The 14836-nt window shown below is 74.9% G+C and carries 18 protein-coding genes; 9 read left to right on the top strand and 9 right to left on the bottom strand.

Translation table 11 applies throughout. The features are described 5' to 3' along the window. The first annotated feature begins 74 nt into the window (after nucleotides 1–74). Nucleotides 75–1250 carry an ROK family transcriptional regulator gene (locus NFX44_RS00985; protein ID WP_262281546.1) on the top strand — a complete coding sequence of 392 codons (1176 nt, stop codon included), beginning with the start codon at nucleotides 75–77 and terminating at the stop codon, nucleotides 1248–1250. Between the two features lie 112 nt (nucleotides 1251–1362). Here NFX44_RS00985 and NFX44_RS00980 read toward each other — a convergent pair whose 3' ends face one another. Both NFX44_RS00980 and NFX44_RS00975 read right to left on the bottom strand, forming a co-directional pair. Then, a complete protein-coding gene (locus NFX44_RS00980) occupies nucleotides 1363–2373 on the bottom strand; it encodes an ABC transporter permease subunit (RefSeq protein ID WP_262281545.1) in 1011 nt (336 codons plus the stop codon). Further along, entirely contained in the window at nucleotides 2370–3374 is a 1005-nt protein-coding gene (locus NFX44_RS00975) for an ATP-binding cassette domain-containing protein (protein ID WP_262281544.1), read from the bottom strand. The genes NFX44_RS00980 and NFX44_RS00975 overlap by 4 nt, the downstream gene beginning before the upstream one ends. A gap of 75 nt (nucleotides 3375–3449) precedes the next feature. Between NFX44_RS00975 and NFX44_RS00970 the strand changes: the two genes are divergently transcribed. Together NFX44_RS00970 and NFX44_RS00965 are read left to right on the top strand one after the other, a co-directional pair. Next, complete coding sequence (locus NFX44_RS00970) at nucleotides 3450–4346, top strand: ABC transporter ATP-binding protein (protein WP_262281543.1); 897 nt, start codon at nucleotides 3450–3452, stop codon at nucleotides 4344–4346. A 20-nt stretch (nucleotides 4347–4366) separates the two neighbouring features. Beyond that, nucleotides 4367–5266 (top strand): ribokinase, encoded by a 900-nt coding sequence (locus NFX44_RS00965; RefSeq protein ID WP_262281542.1) that lies wholly within the window; start codon nucleotides 4367–4369, stop codon nucleotides 5264–5266. A 2-nt stretch (nucleotides 5267–5268) separates the two neighbouring features. Here the strand turns inward: NFX44_RS00965 and NFX44_RS00960 are convergent, their stop codons facing one another. Then, nucleotides 5269–6237 (bottom strand): helix-turn-helix domain-containing protein, encoded by a 969-nt coding sequence (locus NFX44_RS00960; protein WP_262281541.1) that lies wholly within the window; start codon nucleotides 6235–6237, stop codon nucleotides 5269–5271. Between the two features lie 71 nt (nucleotides 6238–6308). On the opposite strand from NFX44_RS00960, the gene NFX44_RS00955 reads away from it, so the two are divergent. Next, nucleotides 6309–6761 carry a rhodanese-like domain-containing protein gene (locus tag NFX44_RS00955; RefSeq protein WP_262281540.1) on the top strand — a complete coding sequence of 151 codons (453 nt, stop codon included), beginning with the start codon at nucleotides 6309–6311 and terminating at the stop codon, nucleotides 6759–6761. A gap of 5 nt (nucleotides 6762–6766) precedes the next feature. Here NFX44_RS00955 and NFX44_RS00950 read toward each other — a convergent pair whose 3' ends face one another. After that, the gene (locus tag NFX44_RS00950; protein WP_262281539.1) at nucleotides 6767–7495 is read right to left on the bottom strand and encodes a hypothetical protein; all 729 of its coding nucleotides are present in this window, start codon (nucleotides 7493–7495) and stop codon (nucleotides 6767–6769) included. Nucleotides 7496–7575: 80 nt separating this feature from the next. Beyond that, the gene (locus NFX44_RS00945; RefSeq protein WP_262281538.1) at nucleotides 7576–8058 is read right to left on the bottom strand and encodes a DUF6232 family protein; all 483 of its coding nucleotides are present in this window, start codon (nucleotides 8056–8058) and stop codon (nucleotides 7576–7578) included. A gap of 468 nt (nucleotides 8059–8526) precedes the next feature. On the opposite strand from NFX44_RS00945, the gene NFX44_RS00940 reads away from it, so the two are divergent. Then, nucleotides 8527–8958, top strand: coding sequence for a nuclear transport factor 2 family protein (locus tag NFX44_RS00940; protein ID WP_262281537.1), 432 nt, complete (start codon nucleotides 8527–8529; stop codon nucleotides 8956–8958). Here NFX44_RS00940 and NFX44_RS00935 read toward each other — a convergent pair. Then, on the bottom strand, nucleotides 8904–9437 hold the full coding sequence (locus NFX44_RS00935) for a DUF6232 family protein (protein ID WP_262281536.1): 534 nt from the start codon (nucleotides 9435–9437) through the stop codon (nucleotides 8904–8906). The two genes, NFX44_RS00940 and NFX44_RS00935, sit on opposite strands and share 55 nt — an antisense overlap. Before the next feature lie 152 nt (nucleotides 9438–9589). Between NFX44_RS00935 and NFX44_RS00930 the strand changes: the two genes are divergently transcribed. Then, complete coding sequence (locus NFX44_RS00930) at nucleotides 9590–10363, top strand: enoyl-CoA hydratase-related protein (protein ID WP_262281535.1); 774 nt, start codon at nucleotides 9590–9592, stop codon at nucleotides 10361–10363. Between the two features lie 110 nt (nucleotides 10364–10473). Next, a complete protein-coding gene (locus NFX44_RS00925) occupies nucleotides 10474–12096 on the top strand; it encodes an acetolactate synthase (protein ID WP_262281534.1) in 1623 nt (540 codons plus the stop codon). 37 nt (nucleotides 12097–12133) lie between these two features. Here NFX44_RS00925 and NFX44_RS00920 read toward each other — a convergent pair whose 3' ends face one another. The 3 genes from NFX44_RS00920 to NFX44_RS00910 are packed head-to-tail and all read right to left on the bottom strand — an operon-like array spanning nucleotide 12134 to nucleotide 13252. Further along, nucleotides 12134–12541 carry a PLD nuclease N-terminal domain-containing protein gene (locus NFX44_RS00920; RefSeq protein ID WP_262281533.1) on the bottom strand — a complete coding sequence of 136 codons (408 nt, stop codon included), beginning with the start codon at nucleotides 12539–12541 and terminating at the stop codon, nucleotides 12134–12136. A 28-nt stretch (nucleotides 12542–12569) separates the two neighbouring features. Further along, nucleotides 12570–12869 carry a DUF202 domain-containing protein gene (locus tag NFX44_RS00915; protein ID WP_262281532.1) on the bottom strand — a complete coding sequence of 100 codons (300 nt, stop codon included), beginning with the start codon at nucleotides 12867–12869 and terminating at the stop codon, nucleotides 12570–12572. After that, on the bottom strand, nucleotides 12866–13252 hold the full coding sequence (locus NFX44_RS00910) for a YidH family protein (RefSeq protein ID WP_262281531.1): 387 nt from the start codon (nucleotides 13250–13252) through the stop codon (nucleotides 12866–12868). Before NFX44_RS00910 ends, NFX44_RS00915 begins: the two co-directional genes overlap by 4 nt. Nucleotides 13253–13293: 41 nt before the next feature. Between NFX44_RS00910 and NFX44_RS00905 the strand changes: the two genes are divergently transcribed. Both NFX44_RS00905 and NFX44_RS00900 read left to right on the top strand, forming a co-directional pair. Further along, the gene (locus tag NFX44_RS00905) at nucleotides 13294–14091 is read left to right on the top strand and encodes a GNAT family N-acetyltransferase (protein WP_262281530.1); all 798 of its coding nucleotides are present in this window, start codon (nucleotides 13294–13296) and stop codon (nucleotides 14089–14091) included. Nucleotides 14092–14093: 2 nt separating this feature from the next. Then, nucleotides 14094–14498, top strand: a complete 405-nt coding sequence (locus NFX44_RS00900) for a hypothetical protein (RefSeq protein ID WP_262281529.1) — start codon at nucleotides 14094–14096, stop codon at nucleotides 14496–14498. The last annotated feature ends 338 nt before the right edge of the window (nucleotides 14499–14836 follow it).

Genomic DNA, 14836 nt, shown 5'->3' with positions numbered 1-14836 from the left:
GTGGCCGATACGCTAACGGACACCCTCGGCAGGCGTTTGTGGTTAGAAACCTTACTGAAAATTGAGGACGTGGCATGAGTGCGACCCGGCTGCCCGGCACCCCCCGACTGTTGCGGGCGCTCAACGACCGCGCGGCGCTGGAGCTGCTCCTCGAACAGGGGCCGCTGACCCGGGCGCGGATCGGGGAGCTGACCGGGCTTTCCAAGGTCACCGCGTCGCAGCTGGTCGAACGGCTGGAGGAGCGCGGCCTGGTCGCCCGGGTCGGCGAGCAGGCCGGCGGGCGGGGCCCGAACGCCCAGCTCTACGCGGTCCGGCCGGGCAGCGCGTACGTGGTGGGTGTCGACGTCGGCGCCGAGCGGGTGGTGGCCGCCTGCGCCGACATCACCGGTGCGGTGGTCGGCCGGGTCGAGCAGTCCACGAAGGACACCGACGACCCGGTGGGCGTGGTGCACAACGCGGTGGTCCAGGCGGCCAGCAGCGCCGGCGCCGAGCTGTCCAGCGTGCGGCGGATCGTCCTCGGCACCCCGGGTCTGGTGGACCCGGGCACCGGCGACATCACCTTCGCGTTCAACCTGCCGCGCTGGCACAGCGGCCTGCTCGCCGCGCTCCGCGAGGACCTGCACACCCCGGTGGTCTTCGAGAACGACGTGAACCTGGCCGCCGTGGCCGAGGCGCAGTCCGGCGCGGCGCAGGGGACGGCGGACTTCGTGCTGGTCTGGGTGGATGCCGGCGTCGGCCTGGCGATCATGCTGGGCGGGCGGCTGCACCACGGCAGCAGCGGCGCGGCCGGCGAGATCGGCTACCTGCCGGTGCCCGGCGTGCCCATCCCGCGGGACGTGTCGAAGCGGGCCAAGCCGGCGTTCCAGCAGCTCGCCGGGGCCGACGCGGTCCGTGCCGTGGCCGCGGAGCACGGGTTCGCGGCGGCCGGCGCGGCCGGCGCGGTGCGTGCGGCGATCGAGGCCGGCCCGGCGGGCGGCCCGTTGCTGGACGAGTTGGCGCGCCGGCTGGCGCTCGGGGTGGCGAGCACCTGCGTGGTGCTCGACCCGCCGCTGGTGGTGCTGGCCGGCGAGGTGGGGCGGGCCGGCGGGGCGGCGCTGGCCGAGCGGGTGCAGCACGAGGTCGCCGCGATCACCCTGGTCCGGCCGCGGGTGGTGAGCACCGGGCTGACCGAGGAGCCGATCCTGCGCGGGGCGCTGCGCACCGCCCTGGACGCCGTGCGCGACGAGGTGTTCGGCTCGACGGTCGGCTGACCGCCGGCCCGCCGCCACCGGTGCCACCATGTGAAGGAATTCTTCACCAGGTGGCGAATCTCTGCAAGGAGTTGCCGGTGCGGTCCCGGATCCGGGACCGCACCGGCGCCCCTCAGATCAGGTCCCGGCGGCGGAACACCGAGAAGGCCGCCACGGTCAGGGCGGCGGTCAAGCCGAGCAGGACCACCAGCCCCGGCGCCCAGCCCACCGTGTAGGAGCTTTCGCAGAAGCCGCCGGTGCTGTAGTCGCAGGCGCTGGCGTCCCAGAAGTGGGCCTCGCCGCTGAGCCACGCCGCCAGGTAGCTGGAGAGCATGAACCGGTCCGGGCGGGTCACCGACAGGATCTGGAACACCAGTCGCGCGCCCAGCTCCCACACCACCAGGTAGGCGGCCACCGTGCCGAGCGCCGCCGAGGTGTGCCGGCCGAGCGTGGCCACGGCGAACCCGAGCGCCGCGGCGAGCAGCACCAGCACCAGGCCGCGCACCCAGACCGCGGCGAGCGACGACCAGAACTCGCCGCTCAGCCGGCCGGCCAGCCCGGAGGCCTCGCCGATCAGCCAGAACACCCCCAGGTACGCCACCGAGGCCAGCGCGGAGAGCCCGAGCAGCCCGCCGAGCAGCGTGCCCAGCTTCGCGCCGAGCACCACGAGCCGGCGCGGCCGCCAGAGCAGCAGGTTGACCACGCCACCCGAGTTCAGGTCGGCGCCGATGTAGGAGGCGCCCACCAGGAACCCGAACATCGCCAGGAACGCGATCAGGAAGTAGAGCAGCGGTTGGGCCTCGTTGGCGAAGACGAACACCCCGGTCAGATAGTCGGACGCGGCCGGCAGCTTCTCCATGCGGGCCGGGTCGATCTGGGCGCAGTCCCGCGGCAGGTAGTCGTTCTCGTCCGGCGTCACGGTGCCCGCCTTGATCCGCAGGCAGCGGTCGTGCGCCAACTCCATGTTGCGCACCTCCTCGGCGGCCTGCGCCTGGGCCCGGCCCAGCTCCACCGGGGTGGGCCGGTGCGAGCCGGCCAGCGTGGTCGCCAGGGTCACCGCGAAGGCGGCCACCAGCAGCAGCATCATGAGCTGGACGAAACGGCGGGCGGCCAGCCGCTCCAGCTCGGCACGGACCAGGTTCACGCGTCCACCTCCCGGCTCTCCCGGACGTCCAGGTCGATCACGCCGTCGTTCGGCGGTGCGCCGTCCACCTGGCGGGGCAGCGCCGGATGCGGGTGGTCGCCGGTCAGCTCCAGGAAGACGCTCTCCAGGTCGGGCCGGAGCGGGATCAGCTCGCGCACCCAGAGGCCCTGCTCGCCCAGCGTGCGGCTGATCAGCTCGGGGTCGACGACCCCGGTCACCACCAGGTGGTCGGGACTGGCGGTCACCACCATGCCGGCGCGGCCGAGCAGCTCCGCGGCCCGCTCGGGCTCGGCCACCCGGACCTGCCACTGGTGCTGGTCGAAGCCGGCCAGCACATCCGCCACCGGCCCGTACGCGACCCGCCGGCCCCGGCTGATGATCGTCACGTGGTCGCAGATGAGCTGGATCTCGGCCAGGATGTGGCTGGAGAGCAGCACGGTCACCCCGGCCGCGGCCAGCGACCGGGTGAGATCCCGCATCTCCCGGATGCCGGCCGGGTCCAGGCCGTTCGCCGGCTCGTCCAGGATCAGCAGCTCCGGGTCCTTGAGCAGCGCCGAGGCGACCGCGAGTCGCTGCTTCATGCCCAGCGAGTAGCCCTTGACCCGCTCGTCGCCCCGGTCCCGCAGGCCCACCTGCTCCAGCACCTCGTCGACCCGGGCGGTGGGCACGCCACCGGCCAGGGCCAGCAGCCGCAGCGTCTTGTGTGCGGTGAAGTTGCCGAAGAACTGCGGGCTCTCCACGATCGCGCCGACCCGCCCGGCCACCTCGGCCAGCCGCTCCGGCGACTCGGCCCCGAGCACCCGCATCCGGCCCGCGTCGGCCCGGACCAGCCCGAGCAGGGCGCGCAGCGTGGTGGTCTTCCCCGAGCCGTTCGGGCCGAGGAAGCCGTGCACCTGACCGGTCTCGACCAGCAGGTCGAACCCGTCGACCGCGATCCGGCGCCCGTGACGCAGGGTGTGGAACGTCTTGCGGAGACCGGCGATCTCGATGACCGCGCTCATCCGCACGCCTCCCGGCAGCGGTTGGGCATGAGGCGTCCTCCCGGATTGGTGACCAACGACACGGCGCCCCACCCTATGGCCGCGACGCCGCCCGTGGGGGGCACCGTGCCGGCTGCGTGGTTGGATGGACCGGTGACTGGTGACCTGATCCCCGGCGCCGCCGGCGCCCCCGCCCCCGCACCCGTGGACGCGGATCTGGTGGTCAGCCTCGACGGTGTCGGCGTCCGGCGCTCCGGCAGCACGCTGGTGCAGGACGTCGACTGGCAGGTCGAGCTGGACGAACGCTGGGTGGTGCTCGGCCCGAACGGCGCCGGCAAGACCACCCTGCTCAACCTCGCCGCCGGCCGGCTGCACCCCACCACCGGCACGGCACACGTGCTCGGCGAGCGGATCGGCCGCACCGACGTCAACGAGCTGCGGACCCGGATCGGCCTCTCCACCGCCACGCTCGCCGAGCGGATCCCCGGCGACGAGCGGGTCACCGATGTCGTGGTGACCGCGGCCTGGTCGGTGGTGGGGCGCTGGCGGGAGAGCTACGACCGCACCGACGAGGCCCGCGCCCGCGCCCTGCTCGGCCAGCTCGGCGTCGCCCACCTCGCCGAGCGGACGTACGGCACGCTCTCCGAGGGCGAGCGCAAGCGGGTGCAGATCGCCCGGGCCCTGATGACCGACCCGGAGCTGCTGCTGCTCGACGAGCCCGCCGCCGGGCTCGACCTGGGCGGCCGCGAGGACCTGGTGGCCCGCCTCGCCGAGCTGGCGTACGACCCGGACGCCCCGGCCATGGTGCTGGTCACCCACCACGTCGAGGAGATCCCGCCGGGCTTCACCCACGCGCTGCTGCTGCGCGAGGGTGCCGTCGTGGCGCAGGGCCTGCTCGCCGAGACGCTCACCGCCGACAACCTGTCGAAGACGTTCGGCCTGCCGCTGGTCGTCGCGCGGGCCGGCGAGCGCTGGACCGCGCGCGCCGCCTGAGCCGGACGGGAGCCGACGCCGTGCCGCAGACCCGGATCGCCGTGGTGGGCAGCGCGAACATGGACCTCGTCGGCACCGCCGCGGCGCTGCCCCGGCCGTGGGAGACGGTGCTCGGCGACGACTTCGTCATGCTGCCCGGCGGCAAGGGCGCCAACCAGGCCGTCGCCGCCGTGCGCGCCGGCGCGTCCTGTGTGTTCCTCGGCGCGATCGGCTCGGACGCCTTCGGGGTCACCCTCAAGGCGCGGATCACCGCGGCCGGCGTCGACACCGGCCACCTCCGGGTGGTGTACGGCGCCTCCGGCGTCGCCCTGGTGATGGTCGGCGGCGCGGGGGAGCACGCCATCCTGGTCACCCCCGGCGCCAACGGCGCGTTCACCGGCCTCACCGAGGGCGAGCTGGCCGCCGTACGCGAGGCGGACGTGCTGGTCGCGCAGCTGGAGGTGCCGGTGGAGACGGTGACCGCGGCGGCGCTGGCGGCCCGGTCGGCGGGCACCCGGGTCGTGCTCAACGCGGCGCCGGTGCGGCCGGTGCCGGCGGAGCTGCTGGCCGCGACCGACCTGCTGGTGGTCAACGAGACCGAGGCGCAGGCGCTCACCGGCCGGGGCGGCGACGAGCCGGGGGCGCTGCTGGAGCTGGTGCCCCGGGCGGTGCTCACCCTCGGCGGTGCGGGTGCCTGGTACGTCGAGCGCGACCGGCCGGCCGTGCACGTGCCGGCCGTGAAGGTCGACGTGGTGGACTCCACCGCCGCCGGTGACGCCTTCACGGCCGCCCTGGCGGTGGCCTGGGGCGAGGGGCGCGAGCTGGTCGAGGCTGTCCACTGGGCGGCGGCGGCCGGGGCGGCCTGCGTCCGCAAGCTGGGCGCCTCGGTGGCGCTGCCCCACCGGACGGAGATCGACGAGCTGTTCAGCCGGCCGGTCTGACCTCAGGCGGCGCCCGCCCGGAACGCCCGCCGGTACGCCGACGGCGACGTCCGCATGGCCCGCCCGAAGTGGTGCCGGTAGGTGACCGGGCTGTCGAAGCCCACCGCCCCCGCGATCTCGGCGACGGGGGCGTCGGTGGTCTCCAGCAGGGCCAGGCTGGCCCGCACCCGCTGGTCGATCAGCCAGCGGATCGGGCTGGTCCCGGTGGCCCGGGCGAAGTGCCGCAGGTAGCTGCGGGTCGACAGGTGCGCCTGCCGGGCCAGCGCCGCCACGGTCAGCGGCTCGGCCAGATGCCGGACCGCCCAGGCCAGGCTGGCGGCGATCCGGTCGTCGTCCGGGTCCACGCTCACCGGCGCCTCGATGAACTGGGCCTGCCCGCCGTCGCGGTGCGGCGGGATCACCAGGCGGCGGGCCACCGCGTTGGCCACCGCCGCGCCGAAGTCGCGCCGGACCACGTGCACGCAGAGGTCCAGCCCGGCGGCGCTGCCCGCGCTGGTGAGGATGTCGCCGTCGTCCAGGTAGAGCACGTCCGGGTCGACCGTGACGGCCGGGTGGCGGCGGGCCAGCAGGTCGGCGTACCGCCAGTGGGTGGTGGCCCGCCGGCCGTCGAGCAGGCCGGCGCCGGCCAGGGCGAAGGCGCCGGAGCAGATCGACATGAGTCGGGCGCCGCGGCGGTGCGCCCGGCGCAGCGCGGCCACCAGCTCCGGCGACGGGTCGGCGCTCACGTCCGGCACGCCGGGCAGGATCACCGTGCCGGCCCCGGCGAGGGCCTCCAGGCCGTACGGGGTGTGCAGGGCGGCCCCGCCGACGACCGGCACCGGGCCCGGGCGCTCGGCGCAGACGGTGAGCCGGTACCAGTCGACCTCCAGCTCGGGCCGGGGCAGCCCGAACACCTCGGTCACGATGCCGGTCTCGAAGACCGACATCCCCGGGTAGGCGAGCACCGCCACGGTCCGGTCCACGGGGGTCATGGCGGGATGTTAGCGAAGGACGGCGATCACGCCACTCCCGCCGGTGTCCACGCGGGCCGCAGGATCGGCACATGACCTTCTCCGTGCCGCCGGCCGACCCGGCCGCCGCCGTTGCCCACTTCCACGCCCGACTCAGCTTCGAGACCGACGTCAGCGACGTGCACGCCGCCCTGGAGGCGGGCAGCCCCGGTCTGGTCGTGGTCGACTCCCGCGGCGACGCCGCCTGGCGGCAGGGCCACCTGCCGGGCGCCCTGCACCTGCCCACCGCCCAGATCGCCGACCGGGCCGCCGACCTGGTCCCGGCCGGGTCGACCGTGGTGACGTACTGCTGGGGGCCGGGCTGCAACGGCGCCACCCGGGCCGCGCTGGAGTTCGCCCGGCTCGGCCACCCCGTGAAGGAGATGCTCGGCGGCTTCGAGTACTGGGCGCGGGAAGGGCTGCCGGTGGTCACCCCGAACGGCACGGTGCGGCGGCGGGTGGACGAGCTGACCGCGCCCCGGTCCGCCGCCGTCTGCGACTGCTGACCGGCTCAGTCGACGGGCTCGTCGGTGCGGCGTTCGCCCCGCCGGCGCAGCATGCCGAGCCCGGGGATGCCGGCCACCGCCAGCTTGAGGTCCCGGGTGACCGCCAGCAGGTCGTGCAGATCCGGGCCGACCCGGTCCAGGGTGGCCAGGATCGGCAGCACGTCCGAGGTCAGGTGCTCCTTCAGCTTCGGCAGCTCGTCGACCAGCCGGATGGCCGCGGTCACCTCCTCCGGGCTGAGCTGCTCGATGAACCGGGTCGCCATGGGAGCGCCCCGGCGCAGCGCCGGCTCGTACGCGCCCAGCAGTTCGGCCGCCGTGCCGGCCGCCTCCTCGGCGGTGACCACCGTGCCGGCGGCCCGGACGGCCACCGCGTCGGCCTCGGCGACCAGGGCGGCCGCCGCCCGGGCCACCCGGTCGGCCTCGCCCACCACCGCGGCGGCTGCCGTGGCCACTCCGGTGGCGGTCTCGATCGCCTCGGTGGCGGCGGCGCTGATCACGGCGACCTCCCGGACCGCCGCGTCGGCGTCGTCCAGCACCCGGTCGGTGCGGTCCAGGGTGCCCTCGATCCGGTCGACCACCCCGTTGATCCGCCGCAGCAGCGTCTCCACCTCGTCGAGCACCGCGAAGGCGCGGGCCGGCACGGCGGCGAACGCGGCGGCCGAGCCGAGCGCCTGGTCCAGGGCGGAACGGGTGAGCCCGACGACGGCGCCGGGACGGGGGAGGGGAATCGCCATGCCACCCAGTGTGCGTGCCGCCGGCCAGGCCCGCCGGGTGGCGGCGGGGCGGCCACCGTCACACCCGCCGCGCCGGTCGGTCAGCGGCGGTCGCCCTGCTGCTCGACGGCGCGCTGCACGGCCCGGTAGATCTGCCCGAACCGGAGCGCGTCGGGCGTGCGCAGCAGCAGGACCTCCCGCCCGTGGTGCTGCACCCACAGCTCGTGCACCCGGTTGCCCCGCTCGTAGGAGCGGTCCAGCCAGCTGAGCGGCACCTCCAGGAACGGGGTCAGGGCCAGCCCGACCACCACGAACGCGGCCACGATGACCAGCGCCAGCTTCCAGTCGCCCCGGTCCTGCGCGGCCCAGGCGAGGGAGAGCACGCAGACCAGCGCCACGAGCGGCGGCAGGGAGAGCAGCAGGACCAGCACCCCGCGCCCCAGGACCCGGCCCCGGACCGCCAGGCTGGTCGCGCCGCGGGCGTGCCAGACGTACGTGATGTTGGCGAGCGCGACGACGTGCCCGCCGGCGTGGATGGCCTCGGAGGTGACCTGTACCGCGTCGTCCCGGTAATAGAGGGTCATCACTCAGCCTAACCACCCGAGGTCCAGTGGGGACGGTGCCGACCGCGCGACGGGGTGGTGGGGTGAGCGCCTTCGAGCTGAGTCGTCCGCACGACGCGCGCCCGGGCCCGGCCCCGATTGGCGGCGGGTCGCTAGCGGGGCACCGAGGAGCGCGGCCCCCGTCGCTCCGGGTGCGTCTGTTGTCGCTCCGGCGACAACAGACGCACCCAAACGTGGGCCCGGACCGGACGGGTCGGCGGCGGCCGGGGCGAGGGGGCGAGGGGGCGAGGTGATGGGGTGGGTGAGTCGTTGGTGACATCAGCTCGGCAGGCGGCGAGCAACAGGTCGGTAGCCGGCCCGGCGGCCGGGCATCGGGGTCGAGGAGCCGGTGGCCGACCGGCGCCCGGCTGTGCAGCGCGAGGAGGTGGGCGGCCGCGAACCGGCCGCCGAGGGCGGCGCGGGTGGGGGCCGCCGGGGTACCGTCCCGGCATGGTGGACCGGGACGGGGCCGGGGCGGCCGGCACCGAGCAGGAGCGCAACGTCGAGGTGGTCCGGCGCTATCTGCGGACCTTCGTCACCAAGGACCTGGCCGAGCTGGCCGAGGTGGTCGCCGAGGACGTGGAGATCTACGGCTCGGGCCTGGCGGTGCGCGGGCGGCGCTACCCGGAGGCGGCCGTCTCCTCGCCCGGGCTGACGGTGCTCGACCAGCGGATCCTGGAGATCTTCGCGGCCGGGGACCGGGTGGTGGTCTCGATGGCGCAGACCTACCGGCGGGACGCCACCGGGGCCACCACGGTGCAGAGCGCGTGCAAGATGTACCGGCTGGCCGGCGGCCGCATCGTCCAGTTCTGGGGCGAGCAGGACACCTACGGCCTGCTGCGCGGCCTCGGGCTGTTGCCCGACGTGCCGATCGCCTTCTGACCGGCGCGCTGGGCGCGCTGACCGGCGGGCGTGCTCTCCATGGCCCGCTGCACCGCACGGTAGATCTGGCCGAAGCGCAGCGCGTCGCCGGTGTGCAGCAGCCGCACCGGCCGGCCGCGCCAGCGCGCCCACATCTCCAGCTCGCGGCTGCCGCGGGCGTAGGACCGGTCGAGGTGCTCGAAGAGCACGTCGGCGAGCGGCCCGATGCCGAGGCCGACCAGCACGGACGCCCCGACGATGGCGATCGTGACCACGGCGGAGCGGTGCAGCCAGACCGCCAGCCCGATGCCGAGCACGGCGGCCACCAGCGGGCCGGCGAGGGCGGCGCCGATCGCGCCGCGGCCGGCGAGGACCCGCCAGGAGCGGTCGCCCCGCCGGTGCCACACCATGCTCAGTTCGGCGAGGGGATAGCTGAGCCCGTCCACCCGGACGGCGGTGGAGGTGACCTGGACCGACTTGTCGTCGTAGTAGGTGATCATGGCCTCACTCCCGGTGCAGGGGCGGCGACAACTCCAGCCCGGCGCGTCGGACGCCGCGCGCAGCGACCCGGAGCCGTCGACACCACACTGTCTACCCCAACGACCCTGGTCGTAAGGTTGGCACGCGACTTCGACGAGGAAGTGAGGGCAGCGTGGGCGAGTTCGTCAGGCTGGAAGTGAAGGACGGCATCGGCACCATCCGGCTGGAGCGGCCGCCGATGAACGCGCTCAACACCCAGGTGCAGGAGGAGTTGCGCGCCGCCGCCGCGGCGGCCACCGCCGACGCCGAGGTCCGCGCGGTCATCGTGTACGGCGGCGAGAAGGTCTTCGCGGCCGGCGCGGACATCAAGGAGATGGCCGACATGTCCTACGTGGACATGTCCGGTCGGGCCGCCGACCTGTCCAGCGCCCTGGGCGCGATCGCCCGGATCCCCAAGCCGGTGGTCGCCGCGATCACCGGGTACGCCCTGGGCGGCGGCTGCGAGCTGGCCCTGGCCTGTGACTGGCGGATCGTGGCCGAGGACGCCAAGCTCGGCCAGCCGGAGATCAAGCTCGGCATCATCCCGGGCGCCGGCGGCACCCAGCGGCTGGCCCGCCTGGTCGGCCCGGCCCGCGCCAAGGACCTGATCATGACGGGCCGGATGGTGGACGCCGAGGAGGCGCTGCGGATCGGCCTGGCCGACAAGGTGGTGCCGGCCGCCGAGGTCTACGAGGCCGCGGTCGCCTACGTGAAGCCGTACCTGACCGGCCCGGTGCAGGCGCTGCGGGCGGCCAAGCTGGCCGTCGACGGCGGCCTGGACATGGACCTCAACTCCGGCCTGGCCTGGGAGAGCCAGCTCTTCGCGGCGCTGTTCGCCACCGACGACCGGCGCGAGGGCATGGCCGCGTTCGTCGAGAAGCGCAAGCCGGGGTTCACCGGCCGCTGAACCGCCGGTCCGGGTCGGCGGCCCACCGTGGCCGCCGACCCGAGAACGGGTTCACATCCCGCCTACCGGCCAGTAGCGTGTGACTCCGGTCATGACGAAGGGAAGTGGCGATGACGGAACGGGTCGAGGGGCACGGCGGCGAGCTGGCCCTCGCGGCGCTGCGCGCGCACGGCGTACGGGAGATGTTCACCCTGTCCGGGGGGCACGTCTTCCCGCTCTACGACGCCGCGCACCGGACCGGCTTCCCGATCTACGACGTCCGGCACGAGCAGTCCGCCGTCTTCGCCGCCGAGGCGGTGGCCAAGCTCCAGCGCCGCCCCGGCCTGGCCGTGCTCACCGCCGGGCCCGGCGTCACCAACGGCGTCTCCGGCCTGACCAGCGCCTTCTTCAACGCCTCACCGGTGCTGGTGCTCGGCGGGCGGGCGCCGCAGTTCCGCTGGGGCTCCGGCAGCCTCCAGGAGATGGACCACCTGCCGCTCGTCGCCCCGGTCACCAAGCACGCCGAGACGGTGTTCAGCGCCGACGACATCCCGCGCGCGGTCACCGCGGCCCTCACCGCCGCGCTCACCCCGCACCGCGGCCCGGCCTTCCTCGACTTCCCCCTGGAGGCGGTCTTCTCGGTCGGCGACGCGGACCTGCCGGCGGTCACCCCGCCCGCCCCGATCGAGGCCGACCCGGACGAGGTCGCGAAGGCCGCCGTCCTGATCGCCGCCGCGTCCCGGCCGGTGATCATCGCGGGCTCCGACGTGTACGCGGGTGACGCCGTCGAGGCGCTGCGGGCCGCCGCCGAGTCCCTCCAGGTGCCCGTCTTCACCAACGGCATGGGCCGCGGCGCGCTGCCGCCGGAGCACCCGCTCGCCTTCGCCAAGGCCCGCCGCGTCGCCCTGAGGAACGCCGACGTGGTCGTGGTGGTCGGCACCCCGCTCGACTTCCGGCTGGCCTTCGGCGACTTCGGCGACGCGCGGGTGGTGCACGTCGTGGACGCGCCCAGCCAGCGCGCCGGGCACGTCCAGCCGGCCGCCGCTCCCGCCGGCGACCTGCGGCTGATCCTCACCGGGTTCGCCGAGCACCCCGGTGACCGGGCCGACCACGCCGACTGGATCGCCCAGCTGCGCACCGCCGAGGACGCCGCGAAGGCGCGCGACGCCGAGGAGATGGCCGCCGAGACCGACCCGATCCGCCCGGCCCGCGTCTACGGCGAGCTGCGCAAGGTGCTGGCCCCCGACGCGATCACCATCGGCGACGGCGGCGACTTCGTCTCCTACGCCGGGAAGTACCTGGAGCCCGCCCAGCCCGGCACCTGGCTCGACCCCGGCCCGTACGGCTGCCTGGGCACCGGGATGGGCTACGCCATGGGGGCGCGGGTCAGCCACCCCGACCGGCAGATCTGCGTGCTCATGGGCGACGGCGCGGCCGGCTTCTCGCTGATGGACGTGGAGTCCCTGGCCCGCCAGCGGCTCCCGGTCGTGATCGTGGTCGGCAACAACGGCATCTGGGGCCTGGAGAAGCACCCCATGCGGGCCATGTACGGCTACGACGTGGCCGCCGACCTCCAGCCCGGGCTGCGCTACGACAAGGTCGTCGAGGCGCTCGGCGGCGCGGGCGAGACGGTGGAGAAGGCCGCCGACCTCGGCCCGGCCCTGGCCCGCGCGTTCGACGCCGGCGTGCCGTACCTGGTCAACGTGCTGACCGACCCGGCCGACGCGTACCCCCGCTCGTCGAACCTGGCCTGACCTCGACGCCGCGACCGCCGTCGCCCGCCGGCCGCGCTCAGACCTCCGGCCGGTCCCGGTCGTCCTGCCCGCGGCGCAGCTCTTCCTCACGCCGGCGCAGGTCCTCCTCCCAGCGGCGGAGGCGTTCCTGGTCGTCGGCCCGCTTGCGCTCCGCGAGCGAGGAGAGGAACTCGGGGTCGTCGTCCGGCGCGACCGGCCGGGGACGGTGCTGCTCGGAGAAGCCGTTCCCCATGGGCCAGGCGGTCCGCGTCCGCCGGGCGCCGGTCTCCCGGCCGGCCACGAACCAGGCGATGGAGCCGACCAGCGGGAAGAACAGGATGATCAGCACCCAGGCGACCCGGGGCAGCGCGCGGATCTCGCCCTCCTCGGCGGAGAGGCAGCTGATCAGGGCGCAGACGGCAAGCACGAGCTGGGCCAGGAAGAGCAGCCCGTAGAGGCGAACCATGCCGGACATCATGGCGCACCGGGGACGCTCAGCGCAGCCCGCGCAGGACGTGCAGCACGCCCAGCAGCGCCAGCCCGGCCGCCGCCAGCGCGGTGAGCGGGATCGACCAGTGCTCCGGGCCTCGCGGCCCGACGCCGGTGGCCCGCCGCCAGTCGACCAGCAGGACGCCCAGCCAGATGACCACCGCCAGCCCGGCCAGCAGCGCGTCGACCGTGCGCCCGGTGAACGCCAGCCGGAGTTCCAGCACCAGGATCGCGGTGACCGCGAGCAGCGTCCGCCGCCAGGCGAGCCGGGTGCGTTCCGGTTGCAGCCCCGGGTCCCGGCTCACGCGAGGGCCCGGGCCAGCACGACGGCCACCAGCAGCAGCGCGCCGAGCGCGACCACGAGGGCCAGGACGGCCGGGAAGCGGGACGCGGGCAGCTCCTCGTCCAGCCGGATGGCCCGTTCGGTGCGGGCCCAGTGGTCCACCGCCCGGACCGCGACGGTGGCGCCGAGCAGCAGCAGCGCGACGGCGATCACCTCGCGCAGGTGGGCCAGGGGGAGCCGGGGGAGGAACTGCGCGGCGGCCAGCCCACCGGCGATCAGCGCGAGCCCGGTGCGCAGCCAGGCCAGGAAGGTCCGTTCGTTGGCCAGCGAGAAGCGGTAGTCCGGCCTGCTGCCGACCGACCGCAGCTCGCGCGGGTCGAACCAGCCCTTGATCGCCTCCCACACGTCGTCGATTATCCGCTTTGCCCGGTGCCTAGCCTGAAGGGATGACCGATCTTGACGCGCGGAGCCTGCGCGACGCCTACGACACCCAGATCCGCCCCGAGCTTCCGGACCCGGTGCCGGCCGGGGTGACCATCGACCGGGACGGTCCGCTGTTCCGCATCCTCAACCTGGACCGGGGCGGTTTCCTCACCTACCGCACGCTGGACGGGCTGGCCGGCGCCGAGCTGGACGCGCTGATCGCCCGGCAGGTCGAGTTCTTCCGCGCCCGGGGCGAGTCGGTCGAGTGGAAGCTCAACGGGCACGACGAGCCGGCCGACCTGGGCGACCGGTTGCGCGCCGCCGGCTTCGTGCCGGAGGACCTGGAGACCGTCGTGGTCGGCCCGGTCGCGGCCCTGGCCGCCGCCGTCCCGACACCCCCCGAGGGGGTACGCCTGCGCGAGGTCACCAGCCGCGAGGACCTGCGCCGGATCGCGGCCATGGAGGAGGCGGTCTGGAACGAGGACCGGAGCCACCTGGTGACCGGGCTGGCCCGGGAGGTCGAGGCCGACCCGCAGTCGATCACGATCGTGGTGGCCGAGGCGGGCGACACCGTGGTGAGCGCCGGTTGGGTGCGCTACCTGCGCGGCACCGGCTTCGCCACGCTCTGGGGCGGCTCGACGCTGCCGGAGTGGCGGCGCAAGGGCATCTACCGGGCGCTGGTGGCCTACCGGGCGCGGCTGGCCGAGCAGCGCGGCAAGACGCTCGTGCAGGTGGACTGCTCGTCGGACAGCCGGCCGATCCTGGAGCGGCTCGGTCTCGTTGCGGTCACCACGACCACCCCGTACGTCTACACTCCGTGATCATGGAGCGGTTGACGGCGGACGAGCAGCTCACCCTCAAGACCGGGGCCTTCGGGGCCGTGTTCCTGGTGTCCAACGCGGTGCCCGGGATGCTGGGAATGGTGCGGGAGAGCATCGCGGCGTCCGGGGCGCTGGGCGACGCCAGCGGCGTGGTCAAGGAGGCGCTGACCACCGGCCCGCTGCCGCAGCTGCCCCGCGACTCGGCGCTGGAGGTCGAGGCGACCGTGCTGCCGGCGCTGGGCCGGGCCGTGGAGATCCTCCGCGCCAAGTCGCCGGGGGACGTCGAGGCGTACCGGTCGGTGGTGCTGGCGGCTGCCGACCGGGTGGCGCAGGCCCACCGGGGTGTCGCGCCGGCCGAGGCCGCGGTGATCGACAAGATCAGGCACGCGCTGGCCGAGCCGGCCTGACCGGCTCGGCCGACCACAGCGCCCGCACGCTGGCCCGGACGCAGCGGTCACGGACCCGGCCGCACGCGCAGCGGTAGGTCTCGGGGAGCATGCGGCGGCAGGCCCGGCGGGCGGTCCGGGGGCCGTCCGCCGCGCCCCGCCGTCCCGTCGAAACGCCCTTTTCTGGCATATCCGTCACCTCCCTGTTTCGGGAGCTTACCCGCCGCGACGGACCCCGGTGACCTGTGTCACTCTGAGGCACCGGGGAGCGGATGCTACTTGCGGGTAACATAGCCGTCGTGGGCAACTGCACAGCTGCGCGCGGTTGACCGAACGTTAAGTCACGCGCAAGGCTGCGC

The sequence above is a fragment of the Micromonospora sp. MA102 genome (assembly GCF_025460765.1).
Lineage (GTDB): Bacteria > Actinomycetota > Actinomycetes > Mycobacteriales > Micromonosporaceae > Micromonospora > Micromonospora halotolerans.
The sequence above is the reverse complement of the archived record's forward strand: the minus strand, read 5'-3'. Positions and strand labels throughout refer to the sequence as shown.

Coding starts and splice junctions, on each gene's coding strand:
- NFX44_RS00985 (WP_262281546.1), top strand. CDS start 75: ATGAGTGCGACCCGGCTGCCCGGCACCCCCCGACTGTTGCGGGCGCTC.
- NFX44_RS00975 (WP_262281544.1), bottom strand. CDS start 3,374: ATGAGCGCGGTCATCGAGATCGCCGGTCTCCGCAAGACGTTCCACACC.
- NFX44_RS00970 (WP_262281543.1), top strand. CDS start 3,450: ATGGCCGCGACGCCGCCCGTGGGGGGCACCGTGCCGGCTGCGTGGTTG.
- NFX44_RS00960 (WP_262281541.1), bottom strand. CDS start 6,237: ATGACCCCCGTGGACCGGACCGTGGCGGTGCTCGCCTACCCGGGGATG.
- NFX44_RS00955 (WP_262281540.1), top strand. CDS start 6,309: ATGACCTTCTCCGTGCCGCCGGCCGACCCGGCCGCCGCCGTTGCCCAC.
- NFX44_RS00950 (WP_262281539.1), bottom strand. CDS start 7,495: ATGGCGATTCCCCTCCCCCGTCCCGGCGCCGTCGTCGGGCTCACCCGT.
- NFX44_RS00945 (WP_262281538.1), bottom strand. CDS start 8,058: ATGACCCTCTATTACCGGGACGACGCGGTACAGGTCACCTCCGAGGCC.
- NFX44_RS00940 (WP_262281537.1), top strand. CDS start 8,527: ATGGTGGACCGGGACGGGGCCGGGGCGGCCGGCACCGAGCAGGAGCGC.
- NFX44_RS00935 (WP_262281536.1), bottom strand. CDS start 9,437: ATGATCACCTACTACGACGACAAGTCGGTCCAGGTCACCTCCACCGCC.
- NFX44_RS00925 (WP_262281534.1), top strand. CDS start 10,474: ATGACGGAACGGGTCGAGGGGCACGGCGGCGAGCTGGCCCTCGCGGCG.
- NFX44_RS00920 (WP_262281533.1), bottom strand. CDS start 12,541: ATGGTTCGCCTCTACGGGCTGCTCTTCCTGGCCCAGCTCGTGCTTGCC.
- NFX44_RS00905 (WP_262281530.1), top strand. CDS start 13,294: ATGACCGATCTTGACGCGCGGAGCCTGCGCGACGCCTACGACACCCAG.
- NFX44_RS00900 (WP_262281529.1), top strand. CDS start 14,094: ATGGAGCGGTTGACGGCGGACGAGCAGCTCACCCTCAAGACCGGGGCC.